This is a genomic window from Ancylobacter sp. Lp-2 (genome assembly GCF_020523795.1).
In the GTDB taxonomy this organism is placed as follows: domain Bacteria; phylum Pseudomonadota; class Alphaproteobacteria; order Rhizobiales; family Xanthobacteraceae; genus Ancylobacter.
Window position 1 is genome coordinate 17428 of the sequence record NZ_JAJALI010000013.1, and the last position, 16358, is coordinate 33785.

17 protein-coding genes are annotated in these 16358 nt (G+C 67.8%); 4 read left to right on the forward strand and 13 right to left on the reverse strand.

Annotated features, from left to right (window positions below; all coding sequences use genetic code 11):
* The first annotated feature begins 183 nt into the window (after positions 1-183).
* The gene (locus LGR54_RS22875) at positions 184-963 is read left to right on the forward strand and encodes a helix-turn-helix transcriptional regulator (RefSeq protein ID WP_230364271.1); all 780 of its coding nucleotides are present in this window, start codon (positions 184-186) and stop codon (positions 961-963) included.
* Between the two features lie 151 nt (positions 964-1114).
* On the opposite strand, the gene LGR54_RS22880 is transcribed toward LGR54_RS22875, so the two are convergent.
* From LGR54_RS22880 to LGR54_RS22940, 13 genes are all read right to left on the reverse strand, one after another.
* Positions 1115-1930 carry a cytochrome c gene (locus LGR54_RS22880; protein WP_230364272.1) on the reverse strand — a complete coding sequence of 272 codons (816 nt, stop codon included), beginning with the start codon at positions 1928-1930 and terminating at the stop codon, positions 1115-1117.
* Positions 1931-1954: 24 nt separating this feature from the next.
* Positions 1955-2962 (reverse strand): YncE family protein, encoded by a 1008-nt coding sequence (locus LGR54_RS22885; protein WP_230364273.1) that lies wholly within the window; start codon positions 2960-2962, stop codon positions 1955-1957.
* Complete coding sequence (locus LGR54_RS22890) at positions 2959-3486, reverse strand: SRPBCC family protein (protein WP_230364274.1); 528 nt, start codon at positions 3484-3486, stop codon at positions 2959-2961. The genes LGR54_RS22885 and LGR54_RS22890 overlap by 4 nt, the downstream gene beginning before the upstream one ends.
* Positions 3487-3502: 16 nt before the next feature.
* Entirely contained in the window at positions 3503-4471 is a 969-nt protein-coding gene (locus LGR54_RS22895; protein WP_230364275.1) for a vWA domain-containing protein, read from the reverse strand.
* Positions 4471-5043 carry a hypothetical protein gene (locus LGR54_RS22900; RefSeq protein WP_230364276.1) on the reverse strand — a complete coding sequence of 191 codons (573 nt, stop codon included), beginning with the start codon at positions 5041-5043 and terminating at the stop codon, positions 4471-4473. Before LGR54_RS22900 ends, LGR54_RS22895 begins: the two co-directional genes overlap by 1 nt.
* The gene (locus LGR54_RS22905) at positions 5040-6113 is read right to left on the reverse strand and encodes a vWA domain-containing protein (RefSeq protein WP_230364277.1); all 1074 of its coding nucleotides are present in this window, start codon (positions 6111-6113) and stop codon (positions 5040-5042) included. The genes LGR54_RS22900 and LGR54_RS22905 overlap by 4 nt, the downstream gene beginning before the upstream one ends.
* Positions 6110-7081 (reverse strand): nonribosomal peptide synthetase MxaA, encoded by a 972-nt coding sequence (locus tag LGR54_RS22910; protein ID WP_230364278.1) that lies wholly within the window; start codon positions 7079-7081, stop codon positions 6110-6112. Before LGR54_RS22910 ends, LGR54_RS22905 begins: the two co-directional genes overlap by 4 nt.
* 1 nt (position 7082) lies before the next feature.
* Positions 7083-7946: a DUF58 domain-containing protein gene (locus LGR54_RS22915; protein WP_230364279.1), complete on the reverse strand. Its 864-nt coding sequence runs from the start codon at positions 7944-7946 to the stop codon at positions 7083-7085.
* Positions 7943-8974: a MoxR family ATPase gene (locus LGR54_RS22920; RefSeq protein WP_230364280.1), complete on the reverse strand. Its 1032-nt coding sequence runs from the start codon at positions 8972-8974 to the stop codon at positions 7943-7945. Before LGR54_RS22920 ends, LGR54_RS22915 begins: the two co-directional genes overlap by 4 nt.
* Before the next feature lie 329 nt (positions 8975-9303).
* Positions 9304-9621 carry a methanol dehydrogenase [cytochrome c] subunit gene (locus LGR54_RS22925; protein ID WP_230364281.1) on the reverse strand — a complete coding sequence of 106 codons (318 nt, stop codon included), beginning with the start codon at positions 9619-9621 and terminating at the stop codon, positions 9304-9306.
* Between the two features lie 43 nt (positions 9622-9664).
* Complete coding sequence (gene moxG, locus LGR54_RS22930) at positions 9665-10243, reverse strand: cytochrome c(L), periplasmic (protein ID WP_230364282.1); 579 nt, start codon at positions 10241-10243, stop codon at positions 9665-9667.
* A gap of 76 nt (positions 10244-10319) precedes the next feature.
* Positions 10320-11207: a methanol oxidation system protein MoxJ gene (gene moxJ / locus LGR54_RS22935; RefSeq protein WP_230364283.1), complete on the reverse strand. Its 888-nt coding sequence runs from the start codon at positions 11205-11207 to the stop codon at positions 10320-10322.
* Positions 11208-11298: 91 nt separating this feature from the next.
* Positions 11299-13203, reverse strand: coding sequence for a methanol/ethanol family PQQ-dependent dehydrogenase (locus tag LGR54_RS22940; protein WP_230364284.1), 1905 nt, complete (start codon positions 13201-13203; stop codon positions 11299-11301).
* Positions 13204-13655: 452 nt separating this feature from the next.
* Between LGR54_RS22940 and LGR54_RS22945 the strand changes: the two genes are divergently transcribed.
* The 3 genes from LGR54_RS22945 to LGR54_RS22955 are packed head-to-tail and all read left to right on the forward strand — an operon-like array spanning position 13656 to position 16329.
* Positions 13656-14204: a hypothetical protein gene (locus LGR54_RS22945; protein ID WP_230364285.1), complete on the forward strand. Its 549-nt coding sequence runs from the start codon at positions 13656-13658 to the stop codon at positions 14202-14204.
* A complete protein-coding gene (locus LGR54_RS22950) occupies positions 14201-15676 on the forward strand; it encodes an ATP-binding protein (RefSeq protein WP_230364286.1) in 1476 nt (491 codons plus the stop codon). The genes LGR54_RS22945 and LGR54_RS22950 overlap by 4 nt, the downstream gene beginning before the upstream one ends.
* On the forward strand, positions 15673-16329 hold the full coding sequence (locus LGR54_RS22955) for a response regulator transcription factor (protein WP_230364287.1): 657 nt from the start codon (positions 15673-15675) through the stop codon (positions 16327-16329). The genes LGR54_RS22950 and LGR54_RS22955 overlap by 4 nt, the downstream gene beginning before the upstream one ends.
* Positions 16330-16358 lie beyond the last annotated feature (29 nt).

Genomic DNA, 16358 nt, shown 5'->3' on the forward strand with positions numbered 1-16358 from the left:
GATCGACCGGGGCGGTCGAGGGCGGGGCAAAGCCGTCGCTCGGCCGCCCCCGGCCCGCTAGAGGCGGCGGTGGTCTGCTTCTTGCCTTGCTCCGTCCGTGCCGCATGTGAGGATCGCATGACGACGGATCGGATACAGAGCAGCGGGACGGCATCGCAATTTGCCGTCCGGGACGAAGCGTTGATGCGCTTTCCCGAAGTGTTCGGGGAACTCGTCGACCAATTGGGCACGCCGAACTTCCATCCGGCGCTCCGGTCGGCGCTCTATGCGATCGCCCACTTCAACAGCTGTGTCATCCTCTCCTTCCAGGAGGAGAAGGAGCCGACTGTGCTCGAGCGCTGCTCGATCATCAATCCCGATCGCTTCCGACATTGCTATGTGAAACAGGCCTACCGGCTCGATCCCTTCTATCGCGCGGCGATGGAGAACCGGCCCATCGGGGTCAGCCGTTGCGGCGAGCTGTCCGGCCCCGACTTCACCGACAGCGCCTATTTCAAGTCGTACTACAAGGACATTCCGCTGGTGGACGAGATCGGCCTGCTCTGCCCGATCGAGAGCGGCCATACCGTGCATATCTCGCTCGGACGCTGCGTCGGCTCGGAATGGTTCGACCGCGAGACCATCGCCGATCTTCACAGCATGGAGCCGCTGATCGCCTCGCTGGTGCGCCGGCACACCATGATCGAGGCACGGTTCGGCGCTCCCCTCGACCGACCCGCGGACCCGCCCGCCTCGACGTCTCCGACCGATCTGTCATGGCTGCGCGACTTCCACGCGACGCAACGGGAGATCGAGGTCGCCTCGCATGTGCTCAACGGCTACACCAACCCGTCGATCTCGCTGCGGCTGGGCATATCCGAGCACACGGTGAAAGTGCATCGCAAGCACCTGTATGGAAAGCTCTCCATCTCGTCCCAGGCCGAACTGTTCCTGATGCACATGCGTCACCGGCGTCACAATTAGCAAACCGCGCGTCTGCCCGGATTGCGCTCCCAGATCGTGGACACCGGCGCGACCGCCATCCAGCATCGCAAATCGCGGCGGCGCCCCTGGCGCGCAGCGCCGGCTCCGGATGATGGGCACTCCTGGCGTGCGGTTGAACATCGGATGCCTTTCAGTGTTCCATCGACAAGCTCCGAAGCCACGCGACGATGGAGGCAAGGTCGTCGGTGGTCAGTTGCGCATAGGCCCTAGCCTGCATGGGTGCCGCCAGCTTTCTGCCGTCAGGCGTTATCCCTTCGACGAGCGCACGACGAATGTCATCGTCGCTCCAGCCTGACAGCGCGCGCGGTGTGATGTCTGGCGCGACGACCACGCCCCACGGCCCCTCGAAACTGGCTCCGCCCTGCCCGAGTCCCTTCTCGAGGTCCGGCTCACCATCCGCCCGAGGTGTGGAATGGCAGCCAAGGCACCTCGCCAATAGCCCGAGATACTTGCCATGCCCGATCGTGTCCGCACTCGCGACATCATTGGCGAACGAATGGCCGGCAGGAGCCGGTGGGGTGGCGTAGATCGGAGCCGCGGTGCGGTTCTTCACCGGCGCCAGCGAGCGCAGATAGGCGACGATGGCGTCACGATCGGTATCGGTCAGCACGGCATAGAAATTATACGGCATGGCCGTCGACATCCGGCTGCCATCGGGCCTCAGCCCCTGGGTGATGGCGCGACCAATTTGCTCGTCGCTCCATGAACCGATGCCAGTCTCGGGATCGGGGGTGATGTTCGAGCCCTGCACTTTGTATCCCGGCCCCTCGATCATGCGCCCGCCGGCAAAGGGCTTGTTGTCCGGCCCCGGCGTGGTGTGGCAGCGGCCGCAGATCGCCACGGCGTTGACGAGATAGGCACCGCGGGCGATCGCCGCGTCTTCCGCGTGAACGGTCTCTGACGCCAGCAACGCGGCGATGGCCATTACGAAGCCCAGGCCCCTCATCGTTCCCCTCCCCGATCTTACTTGTTATTGATCCAGCATATCATCACGTGGCTGCGTCCCCGAGGGGTGGGGCAGGACCAGGAGATTGCGCGGCCCCGCACCGACCGCAATCCGCGCGGTGACACGAGCCTCGGCGATGTCGATGATCATCACCCGGTCCTCGGCCCAGGCGACCGCGGCGGCCCTGCCATGCGCGAGCGTGACGACCCCTTCCGGGTAGGAGCCTATCTTCGGTCGCGCCAAAAGAACGTGCGAGGTCGCGTCGACAACGGCAAGCGTGCCGCTTTGCTGGTTGCTGACCAACAATTGGGAGCGATCGGGCGTGATTGCGACACCATAGGGCATCAACCCGACCTTGAAGCGGGTGATCTCCTCCATCCGCCTCGTATCGATAACAGACAGATCCCCGCTCTGGACATTGGCGACGTAGAGCCGATCCCCCTCAGCCGAGAGAGCAAGCGCGAAAGGTGCCTTGCCGGTCGGCACGGCGGCCTTGCGTGTCATTGTGGCGAGATCGACAACGCTCACCTGATCGCTCTGGCGATCCGCGACATAAGCCCGCCGCCCGGCCGCGTCGACCACCAGCCCGGCCGGCGAGCGACCGGTCCCGACGCGCCCGGTCTCCCGGCCACTTGCAGCGTCGACGCGGATCAATGCATCCGCGCTCCAGTCGCTGACGAACAGGGTGCGCCCGGCCTCGGTGACGGCGATGCCGAATGGCTCGCGGCCGACGCGAAAGCTCGTCTCCACCCGGCGACTTGCCACATCGATACGCGAGACGAGGCCGAGATCGGGATGGGTGACATAGAGCCTGCGCCCGTCCGGCGCGGCAGCGAGGCCGGCGGGAACGCGCGGCACCGAGATTTCAGCCACCGTCACCGCCTTGTCTACGTCAATCAGCGTTACGACGGCGGCCTGTTGCGAGACCACGGCGATCAGCGGGGCCGCCGTCGCACCAGGCGTCATGAGCAGGCCCGCCGCAAGGCCAAGGACGGCAGAACCGTGCCTCGCTATGGCGGAGAGAACGCTCATGAACCACCGGCCTTGCTCTTGAGCCCGTCGAGCCCCTGCCGGATAAAGTCGCCCATCGCAGCGATGGCCGCCGCGTCGTCGAGCCCCTCGGGTGGCTCATTGGTCGTGTCGGCCCGGTAGAAGCGGGCATCCCACACCACCTCGCTGCCGTCGCCGGCGGGCCTCACCTCGATTGTGGCTGTATAGAAGCTCACCGGAAGCGCCTCGATGTTCTCCTTTCCAAGGCGATAAGAAATCCGCCGCTCCGCGGGGTCGACCTCGTCCAGACCTTCGGCGATGTCGCCCTTGTCCAGCGTGAGCACACGCTCGGCGCCGGCGACATCGCCGCCGGTGACGCTCACCTTTCTCACCAGCGGATGCCACTCGCCGATCGAGCCAAAGCGCGCGAGCAACGCCCACACCTTGTCCGGCGATGCCTCGATGATCACACGCTCCTCGGCGCGCTGCGGCGTCGGACCATGGGCAGCCAGCGGCGTGAGGCCGACGAAGACGAGGGCAACGGCAAGCATCAATCTGCGCAACATATTGGTTTCCTTGGCTTCAGGCGGGAAGTCGGTCCGGCCGATGACCGATAAGGGCGGCGAGGCCGAACAGCGTCGTCAGGGCGAGCAGCGCGAGGGAGGCCGGGATGCCGGCTATGTCGACGAGGACGTCGACCGGATGGGCGCGCGTATTGGCCTCCACCGCTGCGGACAACGAGGCGGGATCGCGCAAGGGAGCGAAGCCGAGTCCCGTCTGTGCGGCGAGGCGGCGCAAGCCGTCTTCCCGCATTGCGCTCAGATGCTCGGTGCCGGTCGCCGGCTCGCCGCCCCACGGGGCGTTGCGCGGGTTCCAGCCGGCCCGCGAAGGCGCATCCTCGGGCGGCGGCCCCTCGCGGTTCTCCTGCGGCACGTCCTGTTCGGCGTAGAAGCCGATCTCCCGCCCATCCTCATTGTATTTCGGGATCGGCGACGGCTCGGTCGCGCCGACGCCGACCAGCAGCCCAGCGACCTTGCCCGGTTCACCCTCGAAGGGCGGAAGCGCCCCGCCGGCCAATGGCGGCGCCTCCTGACCGTCGGTGAGGAAGACGAGGTCGGCGGTCAGGCTCCCGGCGATGGCGAGCGCTGCGTGCACGCCGCGCACGACATAGCTGTCGCCCTCCCACGCCATGCGCCAATCGATCGCGTCGATGGCACCGTCGATCGCGGCGAAGTTCTCGCAGACCTCCGCCGGCTCGAACAAAAGGAAGCTGCGGCGCTCGGTGAAGATGCCGAGCCCGAGGCGGGACTGGCATGGCAGGTCGGCCAGCAGTCGGCGTACGGCATGCCTGGCCGTGGTGAGCCGCGAGACCGGTTCGCCGCCCTCGAGATAGTCGCGCACATTCATGCTGCCGGTGACGTCGATCACCACCAGCAGATCGCGGGCATGCCGGGTTAGCGTCAGGCGTGGGATGAGGAGCGCCGCGAGCAGGGCCAGCAGAGCGACGGCGAGTAGCCAGAACCGCCAGTCATGCGAGAGGCGCACTCCCATCACGGCAGCCCTCGCGGCACGCCCGGCAAATCGGTCCACAGCCGCTTGGCAGCCTCGGGAGGAATTTCCTCGCCGGAGGTCTCGATCTGCGGGAAATCGCGCACCAGCCGCATGGCGACGTCGAGATTGTACTTCGCATCCCAGAAGCCGGGATCGAGCGCCAACGCGCGGCGATAGCCCTCCTTGGCGAGGCGGACCAGCGGCACCGCCGGATCGATGTCGTTGCTCTCCAGATGGCTGATGGCGACCCGCAGCCGCCCATTGGCGAGATCGTAGAAGGCTGCGGCGGCGATGCGCGACGTGCCGGTCGTGGCGATGCGGTTCACCAGCGGCTGCGCCTCGTCGAAACGGTCGCGGGTGGTGAGGAACGTAAGCCGTGCGAACAGCAATTCGGGACGGGAATCCGGTGCGACGGGAACGTCGCGTCCAGCAGCGAGCGCCGTGATATCGGCATTCGCGGCGCGGTCGAGGATGAGGCGGGCCGAGAAAATGACGCCAGCGCAGAGGCTTACGGCCAGCAGGACGGCACTGGCGAAAAAGATCAGTCGGCCGCGTCGGATACCAAGCCTCATGCCGCCCTCCGCAAGGCGGGTTCCTGTCGGGCCGCAGCTACTGTGGGAACCGGTCGCGCGAGTTTGCGCTCGGCGAGCTTGGCGAGCAGGAGCAGGGCTGTCGCCACCGTCGCCACCACGAAGGCCGGCCGGGCGAGATCGCGGCGCGGCACCCGCTCGAAATAGGTGAGAGGCCGGGTTTCCTGCCGGTCGATCTCGGCAATGGCCTGCTCCACCGCCTGCGGGCTGGTCGCCTCGAAGGCGCGATAGGGAACGCCAAGGCTTTGAAAGAACAGGTGAAGATGCCGTTCCGGATTGGCCTGCGGCGTGTTCTCGCCGGGGGGCGGTTCTTCGAAGATTCCCTTGGCGCCGCGCGAGCGCAGGAACAGCCAGTAGAGATGCACGGGCGTGCGCGCGACCGCGTCGCGCAGCGCCTCCTGCACCTTACGGTCGATCAGCGCCGCGCCGTCGGACACCAATAGGATCGCCCGTGAAGCCTCGTCCTCGTCGTCGGCGAAGGAGGACAGCGCCAGAGCGAGCCCCCGCCCGACATCGGTGAAGGCGAGGCCGGGACGGTCGATGGCGGCGATGGCGGCGCGTACCACCTCGTGATGATCGGTCAGCGGCAGCACCGGCATCGGCGAGGTGGAGAAGGCCGCCACCCCGATGCGGTCGCGGGCCCGCCTTGCGACGAAATCGTCCAGAAGTCGTTTAGCCACAACGGATTTCGCCTCCTGGTCGCCGCTCGGGGCGCGGTCGGCGAAGCTGTTGTCCATGCTGGAGGAACGGTCGAGCAGCAGCACGAGATGCGCGCCCGTGCCCTGTCGTGCGACCATCTGCTCGCGCCGATGCAGGCCGGAAAGGCCGAGCACGATGGCGAGGATGGCGACGCTGCCGGCGAGACGGAGGACGAGATTCACCGTCCGGGAGATGCCGTCGCGTGGTGCCAGGGCGATGGCCGGGATGCCCTGGCGGGCGAAGACCGTCGCGAGAAAAGGCAGGATGGCGAGGATCGCCAGGCCGAGCAGCAGGGGGCGATCGACGCCAAAATCTCCCACAAGCCTTTGGATTATCTCGATTATCCGGCTCATGGCCCGCCCCGCTCGGCGGCCTTCAGGCGCCCGGCCAGGGTGATGAGATCGGCGGGCGGCAGTTCCGTGGCGGCCACCGCATCATTGCCGAAGAACAGGCGGCGGGAGGCGTCGAACAGGCGGCCGACCTCGGTCTCCACCGCCGCGAAGGCCGGATGGGCGCGGAAGAAATCCGGCAGATCCTCGGCGAACACGCCCTTTCCGGCGGTCGCATCGAAGGCGCGGTGCAGGGCGAGCAGGGCCGCGCGCTGGCCCGGCGCCGAGGCCGGTGAGGTGGACGATGCGGCCGATTTGGCCGATGAGGCCAGCGCCGCGCGGACTTCGCGCGCGGCACGGGCGAAGGGGCGGTCGCGGCGCCGGCCGAACGGACCCCAGCCCATCTGCCAGGCGAGCAGCCCGAGGCCGGCGGCAACGCCGCCGAGCGCGGCGAGGAGGCCCCGCTGCGTCCCCGAGGTCGCGACCGGGCGCGGGGCGACGTCGGGGCGCAGCGCCATGGTGGTGCCCTCCCCGGTCGCGACGATTTCCCGCAAGGGCGACATCAGGAAGGACCAGGGAGGGACGGTGATCGCCAGCTGCCTCGTGCCGTCGGTGACGGTGAGAGGTACGGCGGGGATGTCGAGCCGCTTCGGCTCCAGCGGCGCGTAGAAGGTCTGGTAGGTGAGGTCGAGCGTGTAGCGCTGCGCGCCGCCCTCGATGCCGCGATCCGTCAAACTGCTATCGGTGAGCTCCAGCCAGTAGTCGAGCGAGCGCGGGCGCGGCAGCGAGGCGGGGTCGAGCCGAAACGGCGCATCGAGCACGATGTCGGCCGAGAGCGCCAGCGTGTCGCCGATCACATGGCCGAAGGGCCGGGGGGCGTAGAGCTCCACCGAACGCAGCTGTGCGCCGGCCGACGGGGCGGCGAGCAGTGAGATTGCCGTCGGCAGCAGGCCGGCGAGGCAAAGGACGAGGCGTCGAGCGGCCCTCCTCATCTCAGCCCTCCATCAGCCGGCGGGCCAGCGCCTCGGTGTCGAGCGGGTCGGTGAGCGCGAAAGGACGCAGGCCGCGCTCGGCGAACAGCTTTTCGCGGGCCTGCCGGCGGGCGTTGGCTTCGCGGCGCCACCGCTCGCGCAGCGCCGGCCGCATCACGACGAGGCGAACGGCGCCGGTCTCGAGATCGGCGACCTCGACCAGCCCCCAGCGCGGCAGCGCGGCATCCAGCAGGCCGTCCTCGACGACGACCGGCACCACGTCGTGCCGCCACAGCGCATCGAGGAGACGGGCGATCTCCGGCGCCGGCATGTGGAAATCGGAGATGAGGAACACCAGTGCGCGGCGCATCGGCAGGCGTTCCGCCGCCTCGATCAACCCCTCGACCGCCCGCCCGCCCGTGGGGCGGACGCCCGCGAGCCGGCGGCGCACTTCCTCTTCCTGCCCCCGGCGCCGCGTGAAGGGCAGGCACGCCTCCTCGCGCAGATGCGCATCGGCACCGAACAGCGCGAAAGGGTCGCCGGCCCGCTGCGCCGAGACGGCGAGCAACGCGCAGAGATCGGCGACGCGGCCGGCGACCGCCCCGCCGAAGCGCATCGAGCCGGACAGGTCGACCAGCGCCGCCACCGGCACGGCGCGACGCGGGGCGAACTGCCGGACATGCAGCTCACCGAACGGATCGCGCAGCGAGGCGCGCAAATCGAGCCGGCGCGGATCGGGGTGGCGCAGCAGCGAGACATGGCGGCGGAACTCGCCCTCCGTCCCCTCGCCATGACCGGGATGCGCGCCGGGGACGACGCCGTGCGGGCGCCAGCGCAGCCGGTAGGCGAGCGGCTGGAGCGATGCCTCGGGATCCACCCTGCTCATGGCGCCGGCACCCGCGCGAAGATGCCGGCGATGAGTTCGCCGACCAGCTTCTCGCGCCGCAGCTCATAGACCGGATCGACAAAGATCCGGTGCGCCATCACCTCCGGGAACACCGCGCGCAGATCCTCCGGCACGATCATGTCGCGGCCTTCCAGCCAGGCGCGCACCCGCGCCGCCCGCACGAGATAGCTGAGGCCGCGCGGGCTGGCACCGCCCTGGACGAGGCGTGCCATGTCGGCACCCTCGACGCTCACACCGTGGTTCTGCGGCGCGCGCACCGCCTCCCACAAGGCGAGGACATAGGCCTCCAGCGCCGGGCTCGCATGGACGCCGAGCTGGATCATGCGCGCCACCGTCTCCAGCGCCTGCGGGTCCAGCACGCCCGGCTCGATCTCCGTCAGCAGCGCATCGACATTGTGGAAGCGCGGATCGAACACCAGCCGGCGGCGCGCCTCCTCGCCGGCCGGCATCGCCACCTGCACCTCCATCAGGAAGCGGTCGCGGGCGGCGGCGGGCAACTCGAAGGTCTCCTCGCGCTCGACCCGGTTACGGTCGGCGAAGACCTGCACATACGGGAAGCGGTACTCGCGGTTGAAGGCAGACACCGAGCGCTCCGCCATCAGCCGCAGCAGCAGCGAATGCACCTGCGGCCGGGCGCGGTTGATCTCGTTGAAGAAGAACACGGACAGCGCCTCGCCCTGCCTGAGCAGCGGGCCGGGATCGATGCGCGGCTTGCCGTCCTCGCCGAGATGGGCGTGGTAGACGAGGTCCGCCGGCATGAGGTCGATGGTGCCCTCGATCCGTTCGAAGGCGCCGCCGATGGCGCGGGCCATGGCGCGCAGCAAGGTGGTCTTGCCGACACCGACATCGCCTTCCAACAGCACGTGCCCGCGCGCGAAGGTGGCGATGGTCAGCAGGCGGATGACCCGCTGCTGCCCGAGCACGACCTTGCCGATCTCCGTCTCGAAACGGAGCGCGCGGTCGCGCCAGTCCGACAGGAGGGAGTCGGTTTCGCGTGCGAGGCGCATGTCGCAAACCCTTGTTCGCGGTGGGGCGCGGTCCGACGGCCGATCATCCGCCGGCCCCGCGCGGCAGCGGGGCGGCGAAGAGGACACGACCGGCGTCCGCGAGGTTCGCGCGACGCCGGTCGTGCAAGGTGCCCACAACCGACAAGTGCCGGAGGAACGCGGACGGGAAGGAGATTAGGCTTCCGCCCACATGTGGGTTGGTGAAGGGCCGTCGCCCGGAAGGGGGCTAGAGCAATTCCGGCGAACCGAAGCTCCCCGGAATTGCTCCAAGATGTTGTCGATACGCATTTTCTTCACGCGAACCGGTACCCGCTTCGCGCGAAAATGCCCTAGTTCGCGCTCGGGATCTTGCTGACGTCGTAGACGAACTTGCCGCTCTTCTTGAAATAGTCGACGCGCTGGGCGTTGCGGGCCTCCATTCCCTTGATGGATTCGGCCTGCTTGTTGACTTCCTTCGGGTCGTGCTTGGGATCGTATTTCGATCCCGCCACCTTGTCGGGATAACCGGGCTTCGGCTCCCAGCAATTGCCCGGCGCCTTGCAATTGGTGCCGTCATAGGCGGCCGCCCCGACCACCATGGCGAGGCCGAGTGCGCCGGCGCCGGCCAGGATGACACTGTATTTCACGCTGCGGTCGATGAAGCTCATGGTCGGTCTCCTCTTGGTTTCCACCCTTTAGTCGCCGGCGGGTTCAGCCCGCCGGTCCGCCGCACTTCGGAGGCATCGCGTCGGACGGCTCGATGTGCTTGGCGTTGGCGTCGAAGGGTTTGAAGCTGGCGCGCTGCTCGGCGGTGAGCCAGGTCGCTCCCTGCGGATCGTCCTTGTAGACATGGCGGACCCAGGCCATGACGAGCAGCATCTCGTTCATGTTGAGCGCGCCGTACATCGGGCCCATCTGGCCCTGCGCACCGCCGAAGATGGTCTCGAACAGGCCCTGGTCGGTCTCGTTCTTCGGATAGGTCCAGTAGCTGTCGTTCAGCCCCGGCCCGATCTTGCCCTCGGCATAATGGCCGTGGCAGCCCGAGCACATCGACAGGAACAGTTCGTGCCCCTTGGGCAGGCAGACCGGATCCTCGTTGTAGATGTTGGTGCCGGTCTCGAGGAACTTCAGCACCGCCTGGGTATCGCGGCCCTCCTCCGGCGCCTCGGAGAGCTCCAGCGGCTGGCCGGTGACGGTGTTGGTGAGCATGATCGCCGCGCGCGAGCCGAGCGCGAGCGAACCAAGGGCGAGAAGCACGGCGGCCGTCCGAAGGAGCGTTGTCTTTTTCATCGAACCTGTTCGCAGAAGCGTGGCGCGTCAGATGGCATCCGACGGCACGACGGGCCGCCGGAGCATGAGAGCGAGGTCAGGTATTGGGGTCGAGCAGCGGGATGCCCTCGTCGGTGAGGATCTGCTCGATCTGCGGCTTGGCCTTGTCGAGCGCGGCGTTGATCTCACTGATGAGCGCGGCATCGGTCTTCCGCACCCCGATCGACTGGTCGTAATGCATGGGGATCGGCTTGTCGTTCGGCCGGTCGATGTCGGTGGAGATCACCGTCATGCGCAGCGGGGTGGCCGAGCCCTTCACATAGCGCGCCACCTCGGGAGCGAAGGCGATGGCGACATCGGCCTCGCCGCCGGCGACCTCGGTGACCAGCCGGTCGCCGGGCACCTGGGTCCACTGGTTGCGGCGCGAGACGAAATTGACCAGCGAATACATGTAGGCGGCGTTGTCCTCGAAGCGGCCGATGCGCTTCAGCATGGTCTCGGCCGGCGAGTAGAACCGAACCGCGAAGCGGGTCTGGTCCTTGATCTGCTGGTCCTGCCAGTCGCTGGCGGTGATGTTGCGGTCGGCCTTGGTCACCAGCACGTAGCTGGTGCGGTAATAGGGTTTGGAGGTGAGCACCCGCTCGTCGCCGGCATCGACGCCCATGACGACGTCGCAGCTGTTCTTGTCGAGCTGGTCGCGCACCAGATAGATGCCCGGCTTGTCGTTGCGCACGAAGACCGGCTTGCGGCCCATGGCCTGCGCCAGCGCCACGGCGATCTTGTCCTCGAAGCCGGTCGATTCCTTGTTGGAGAACGGCGCCTCGACATTGGAGGCGCAGATGCGCAGCTCGTCCTTGGCGGCCGCGACCGGTGCATCGGACTGCACGGTGGCGGCGCCGGCGGCGGTCGCGATGAGGGCGGCGAGGCCGGCCGACGCGGCGAGACGGCTGAAAAGCGAGGCGGTCGATGTGGCGTATGTCGACATGGCGTTCTCCCATGCGGCTGGACGGATGGACATCATCGCGAGACAGGCGGCCGCCCGGGCGCGGGGAGCGCGGCGGGCGGCCGTTCTCGCGTCAGTTGCTGGCGCGGATGATCTCGGTCGAGTACTCGCCGATCTTCGGGTCGTCATAGGGACCCTTGCCGTCGAGCGAGAACACCATCACGCCGCCGCCCATCTGGGTGTAGTGCTGCAGCTGCTTGAAGGCGCCCACCGAGCCGAGGCCGGCGGTCGGGTCGTTGAGGTCGAACACCAGGCCGACGCCCGGCCAGCCACCGACGCCGTAGTAGATGGCGACGTATTGCGTGCCGTTATGGGTGTAGGTCATCGGGTGGCCGATGACGCCGGAGGGCAGCTTGAACTTCCAGAGCAGCTCGCCGGTGTCGCTGTCGCGGGCCTTGATGAAGCCGTCCAGCGTTCCGTAGAACACCACGCCGCCGGCGGTGGCGAGCGTGCCGCCCCAGGCGGCGAAGCGCTCCATCACTTCCCACTTGTACTTGTTGTTGATCGAGTCATAGGCCTTCACCTGGCCGAGACCTTCATAGGTCTGCCGGTCGCCCTTGGGGCCGGGATACATGTTCAGCGTCGCGCCGACGAAGAACTGGCCGGCACGGTAGGGCAGCATGAAGGGCTCCCAATCCATGCAGATGTGGTTGATGCCCATGAAGAACGACTTGCGCTGCGGGTCGTAGCTGTCGTGGCCCTGGTTGTGGTAGCCCATGGCCGAGGGACAGATGTCGCGGCCCTTGTGGTCCATACGGGTCGCATATTCCGGGTCACGCTGCGGCAGGCCGGTCTTGAGGTCGACCTGCTTCACCCAGTTGACGGTGTCGTCGATCTTGTCGGCGGAGATCAGGTCGCCGTTCTCGCGGTCGAGCGTGTAGACGATGCCGTTGCGGTCGGGATGGGTGAGCAGCTTGCGCGGCTTGCCGGTCTTGTCGGTCTGCTCGGAGAGCATCATGACGTTGACGCCGGCATAGTCCCATTCGTCATGCGGGGTCTTCTGGTAGCCGAACTTGGCCATGCCGGTATCGGCGTCGCGGCCCCAGATGGTCATGGTCCACTTGTTGTCGCCCGGACGCATGGTCTCGTTCCACGGCGCCGGGTTGCCCGAGCCGTAATAGAACAGGTTGGTGCCGGGGTCGTAGGCGTACCAGCCCCAATTGGTGCCGCCGCCGATCTTCCAGGCCTCGCCCTCCCACGTCGCCTGTCCCAGGCCCTTCTGGCCGTAATGCGGGTTGGCGCTGTTGAAGTCGTCGCCGAGGCGCACATCGGCGTCGGGGCCGGTGGCATAGGCGCGCCATTTCTGCTCGCCGGAGGCGATGTCGTAGGCGGTGACGTAGCCGCGCACGCCGAGTTCGGCGCCGGAGGAGCCGATCAGCACCGTGTCCTTCACCACATAGGGCGCGATGGTCAGCGTCGAGCCGACCTTGATGTCGGAGTTCTCCAGCTTCCAGTATTCCTCGCCGGTCTTGGCGTTGAGGGCGACGACATGGCCGTCGAGCTGGGTCTTGATGATCAGCGGCCCGACCTTGTCGTTGCCGGGCCAATAGGCGAGGCCGCGATTCACCACGTCGCAGCACGCCACCGCGCGGGCGGTCGGGTTCTGCTTCGGCTTGTGCTGCCACAGGATCTTGCCGGGCTCGTCGAGCGAGACCGCGAAGGTGGTGTTGGGGAACGGGGCGTGGATGTACATCACGCCATCGACCACCAGCGGCGTGCCTTCATGGCCCGAGAGCACGCCGGTGGAGAACGACCAGGCGGCCTTGAGGTTCTTCACGTTCTCCTTGGTGACCTGGTTCGCCTCGCTGTAATTGTTGGCGCTGTAGTTCTTGCCGGTCATCGGCCAGTTGTCGGTGCTCTTCGACAGCTCGTCGAGCTTGTCGTTGGCCACCGCCGGCGCCAGGGCGGCGAGGCTGACCGTGGCCACCAGCGCGGTGGCAACGGTGAGCGCTGACACGGAAGAGTGCAGTCGGCTCATTGATCGTCCCTCACGTTTCCATTCCCAGATCGTTCTGCATCCGCCCCGGTTCGCTCCGGGACGCCGCGAACTCTTGCTTTCTTTGCCGCGCGCTTTCCGGCGACGGCATTTCAATTCCAGATTGCGGGAGACTGGTCGATATTCTTAAGAACTTCTGATTATTTGTGTCGACATGTGATAATTCTTCTCGCTACATGCCGACTGTGTCTTTAGGGCATTTGGAAAAATCGACCGGGAACTAGTTCCCGATCTCCCGGAGAATGCACCGGGCCGAACCGGAAACCTTGCCGTCGTTCGAGGAAAATGATTTCATTTCATAATGTTGACGAAGGGAAACGGAGTCGGCCACGCGCCGGGAGGAGCCATCTCCCGGCACGCAGCGATCGCCCAAAAGACAGAACATGCCGAGATGTCGCACGTCTCCGCGTGATCATAAGAAAGTAATAATAGAAATGGGAAACGCTCTCTTCTCGTTTACTCGTGCCATCGGAAGTGCCGGTCTCGCCCTCGCCCTGGCGGGCTGCCCGGGCGAACCGCCCTCCGAGCCGCGCGAGCGGGTGGCCGCGCCCTCCGGCACGACGCTGGCGGACAAGCAATGGCTGCAGCCGCTCGATGCCAGCGAGCCGGACGTCTGGCTGGCCAGCCGGGCGGCCGGGCGCGACGTCGCGCCTAGCGATCCGGCGGTGGCCGAGTGGCGCGCGATTCTCGCCGATGCCGATGCGCGATTCGGCGAGGACCAGCGGATGATCGCCAATCGGGCGGTGCAGCTCGAGACCATGCTGCGGGAGATCGATATCAAGGAGGGCGTGCGCGACCTCCTCGCCGGCTTCGTTCCCTTTGCCGGCAAGGGATCGCGCAGCGGTTTCAGCGACCTCTGCCAGCACTATTACAATCTGCGCTCCCAGGGGCTGACGCGCGTGGCGGCGCTCGACCTTCTCAGGCAGCAGGCGCCGCCGGGCACGCCGCCCGCCGCCGCCGGCCCGACGGGAGCGCATCCATGACCGGCTTCGTCGGCGAGCCCGGAGCCGCCACCTCCCTCAATTCCCGCGCGGCCGAGTTCAGCTTCTGGCGGCGGCGCTCGCTGCGCTGGCAGGTGATGGCGGCGGTGATCGTCATCAATCTCTGCGCCGCGCTGGTCGCCTTCGTGGTGGTCATCCTCAACGCGCAGCGCGCGACGCGGCTGGAAATGCTCTCCTCGGTCGCCATCGCCGAGCGCCTGGTGCAGGAAACCGCCGAGCGGCTGGCGGAGACCGTCGGCGGCGCGGTGTCGCTGACTCAGCTGCCGCTGCACATCACCAGCCTGCGGCATGTGCGGATCCACATCGAGGATCCCGACGGCCGGGTCATAGCCGAGGCCCCCTCCCCGGCGGTCGCCCGCGACGACGCGGACGACGACGCCGAGGAGGTGCCGGACTGGTTCACCGCACTCGTCACCGTCGAGCCCGCCGGGACGACGATACCCGTCATCGAGAACGGCCAGACCATCGGCCGCGTGCGCATCAGCGGCGAAGCCTCCGACGAGATCGCCGAGGTCTGGCAGGACATGTCCGATCTCGCTCTGCTGGCGGCGGTGGTGAACATCGCCATTCTCGCCGCGCTGTTCCTCGTGCTCGGCCGGCTGCTGCAACCGCTGCATGCCTTGTCCGCCGGCCTGCACGAACTGGAGGAAGGCCGCTTCGAGCATCGCCTGCCCCTGCCGCGGGTGCGCGAGCTGGCGCGGATCGTCGAGCGGTTCAACGCGCTCGGCACGGCGCTCAACATGGCGCGGCAGGACAATTTCCGGCTCAACGAAAGGCTGGTGCGCGTGCAGGACGACGAGCGCCGGCAGATAGCTGCCGACCTGCATGACGAACTCGGCCCCTGCCTGTTCGGCCTCAGGGCCAATCTCGAATCGATCGGCCGGCTGCTGGAGCGGCTCGACGCCGATCCCGCCGGCCGCATCGGCGAGCGCGTCGCCACCATGGGCGGCATCCTCGACCGGGTGCAGGAGGGCAATCGCGGCCTGCTGCGGCGGATAAGGCCGATGGCGCTCGGCCATGTGCCGCTGTCGGCGGTGATCGCCGAACTGCTCGCCAATTTCGAGCGGCACGCGCCGGACCGGCGGTTCGACCTCTCGCTCGACGGGGTAGCGGAGCACTATGCCGACAGCCTCGAGATCACCGTCTATCGCTGCGTGCAGGAGGCGGTGACCAACGCGCTGCGCCACGGGCAGGCGGGCCGGATCGCCGTGTCGCTGCGCGAGGAGGCGAAGGGCGAGCGGCTCCACCTCGCCGTGGAGGATGACGGCCTCGGCCTGCAACCCGGCAGCACGCCCGGCTTCGGGCTGATCGGCATCGAGGAGCGCATCGGCGCGCTCGGCGGCAGCTGGCAGCTGGTGCCGGTCGCGCCGCGCGGCATGCGCGTCGAGATCGGCCTGCCGGTCCGCGCCGCCGAACCCCTTCCGACGACACGAGAAAGAGCGACCGCCTCATGACCAGCGTCCTCGTCATCGACGACCATCCCATCGTGTTGCAGGGCTGCCGCTGCCTTTTGGAGGACTGGGGGGTCGAGCGGGTGCTGGAGGCGAACACCGTGCTGTCCGGCTACCGGCTGTTCCGCCGCGAGAAGCCGGACATGGTGATCGTCGACCTCGCGCTGAACGGCAACGGCCTCAGCGGGCTGCTGCTGGTGCGCCGGCTGCGGGCGCAGGATGGCCGCCTGCCGATCCTCGTGCTGTCGATGCATGGCGACCCGGTGATCGCCAGCCGGGCGCTGGAAGCCGGCGCCGACGGCTATGTGCAGAAGGACACCTCGTCGGGCGCGCTGTTCGAGGCGTTCGAGCGGGTGCGGCGCGGCCAGCCCTATATCGGCCACGAGCTCGCCATGCAGGTCGCGCTGCTGGGGGCGCGCAAGGATACCCCGCTCGGCGACGTCACCCCGCGCGAATTGCAGATGCTGGCGCTGCTGGCCGACGGGCGCGACTACACGCAGATCGCCGACGAGCTGGGGGTCAGCTACAAGACGGTGGCCAATACCTGCTCGCAGCTCAAGACCAAGCTCGGCGCGACCTCGCTGCCGGAGCTGGTGCGCCGGGCGATCCAGTATGTCTCGACCTCGCCGGGCTTGTCGGCCCGAACGAGCCGCTGAGCCGGGGGCGGCTCGGCGCCGCCGTCATG

Excerpts from the sequence above, each read along its gene's own strand:
- moxG (WP_230364282.1), bottom strand. The coding sequence starts at position 10,243 with ATGAAAAAGACAACGCTCCTTCGGACGGCCGCCGTGCTTCTCGCCCTT.
- LGR54_RS22925 (WP_230364281.1), bottom strand. The coding sequence starts at position 9,621 with ATGAGCTTCATCGACCGCAGCGTGAAATACAGTGTCATCCTGGCCGGC.
- LGR54_RS22955 (WP_230364287.1), top strand. The coding sequence starts at position 15,673 with ATGACCAGCGTCCTCGTCATCGACGACCATCCCATCGTGTTGCAGGGC.
- LGR54_RS22905 (WP_230364277.1), bottom strand. The coding sequence starts at position 6,113 with ATGAGCCGGATAATCGAGATAATCCAAAGGCTTGTGGGAGATTTTGGC.
- LGR54_RS22890 (WP_230364274.1), bottom strand. The coding sequence starts at position 3,486 with ATGTTGCGCAGATTGATGCTTGCCGTTGCCCTCGTCTTCGTCGGCCTC.
- LGR54_RS22885 (WP_230364273.1), bottom strand. The coding sequence starts at position 2,962 with ATGAGCGTTCTCTCCGCCATAGCGAGGCACGGTTCTGCCGTCCTTGGC.
- LGR54_RS22875 (WP_230364271.1), top strand. The coding sequence starts at position 184 with ATGCGCTTTCCCGAAGTGTTCGGGGAACTCGTCGACCAATTGGGCACG.
- moxJ (WP_230364283.1), bottom strand. The coding sequence starts at position 11,207 with ATGTCGACATACGCCACATCGACCGCCTCGCTTTTCAGCCGTCTCGCC.
- LGR54_RS22900 (WP_230364276.1), bottom strand. The coding sequence starts at position 5,043 with ATGAGGCTTGGTATCCGACGCGGCCGACTGATCTTTTTCGCCAGTGCC.
- LGR54_RS22880 (WP_230364272.1), bottom strand. The coding sequence starts at position 1,930 with ATGAGGGGCCTGGGCTTCGTAATGGCCATCGCCGCGTTGCTGGCGTCA.
- LGR54_RS22910 (WP_230364278.1), bottom strand. The coding sequence starts at position 7,081 with ATGAGGAGGGCCGCTCGACGCCTCGTCCTTTGCCTCGCCGGCCTGCTG.
- LGR54_RS22895 (WP_230364275.1), bottom strand. The coding sequence starts at position 4,471 with ATGGGAGTGCGCCTCTCGCATGACTGGCGGTTCTGGCTACTCGCCGTC.
- LGR54_RS22945 (WP_230364285.1), top strand. The coding sequence starts at position 13,656 with ATGGGAAACGCTCTCTTCTCGTTTACTCGTGCCATCGGAAGTGCCGGT.
- LGR54_RS22940 (WP_230364284.1), bottom strand. The coding sequence starts at position 13,203 with ATGAGCCGACTGCACTCTTCCGTGTCAGCGCTCACCGTTGCCACCGCG.
- LGR54_RS22950 (WP_230364286.1), top strand. The coding sequence starts at position 14,201 with ATGACCGGCTTCGTCGGCGAGCCCGGAGCCGCCACCTCCCTCAATTCC.
- LGR54_RS22920 (WP_230364280.1), bottom strand. The coding sequence starts at position 8,974 with ATGCGCCTCGCACGCGAAACCGACTCCCTCCTGTCGGACTGGCGCGAC.
- LGR54_RS22915 (WP_230364279.1), bottom strand. The coding sequence starts at position 7,946 with ATGAGCAGGGTGGATCCCGAGGCATCGCTCCAGCCGCTCGCCTACCGG.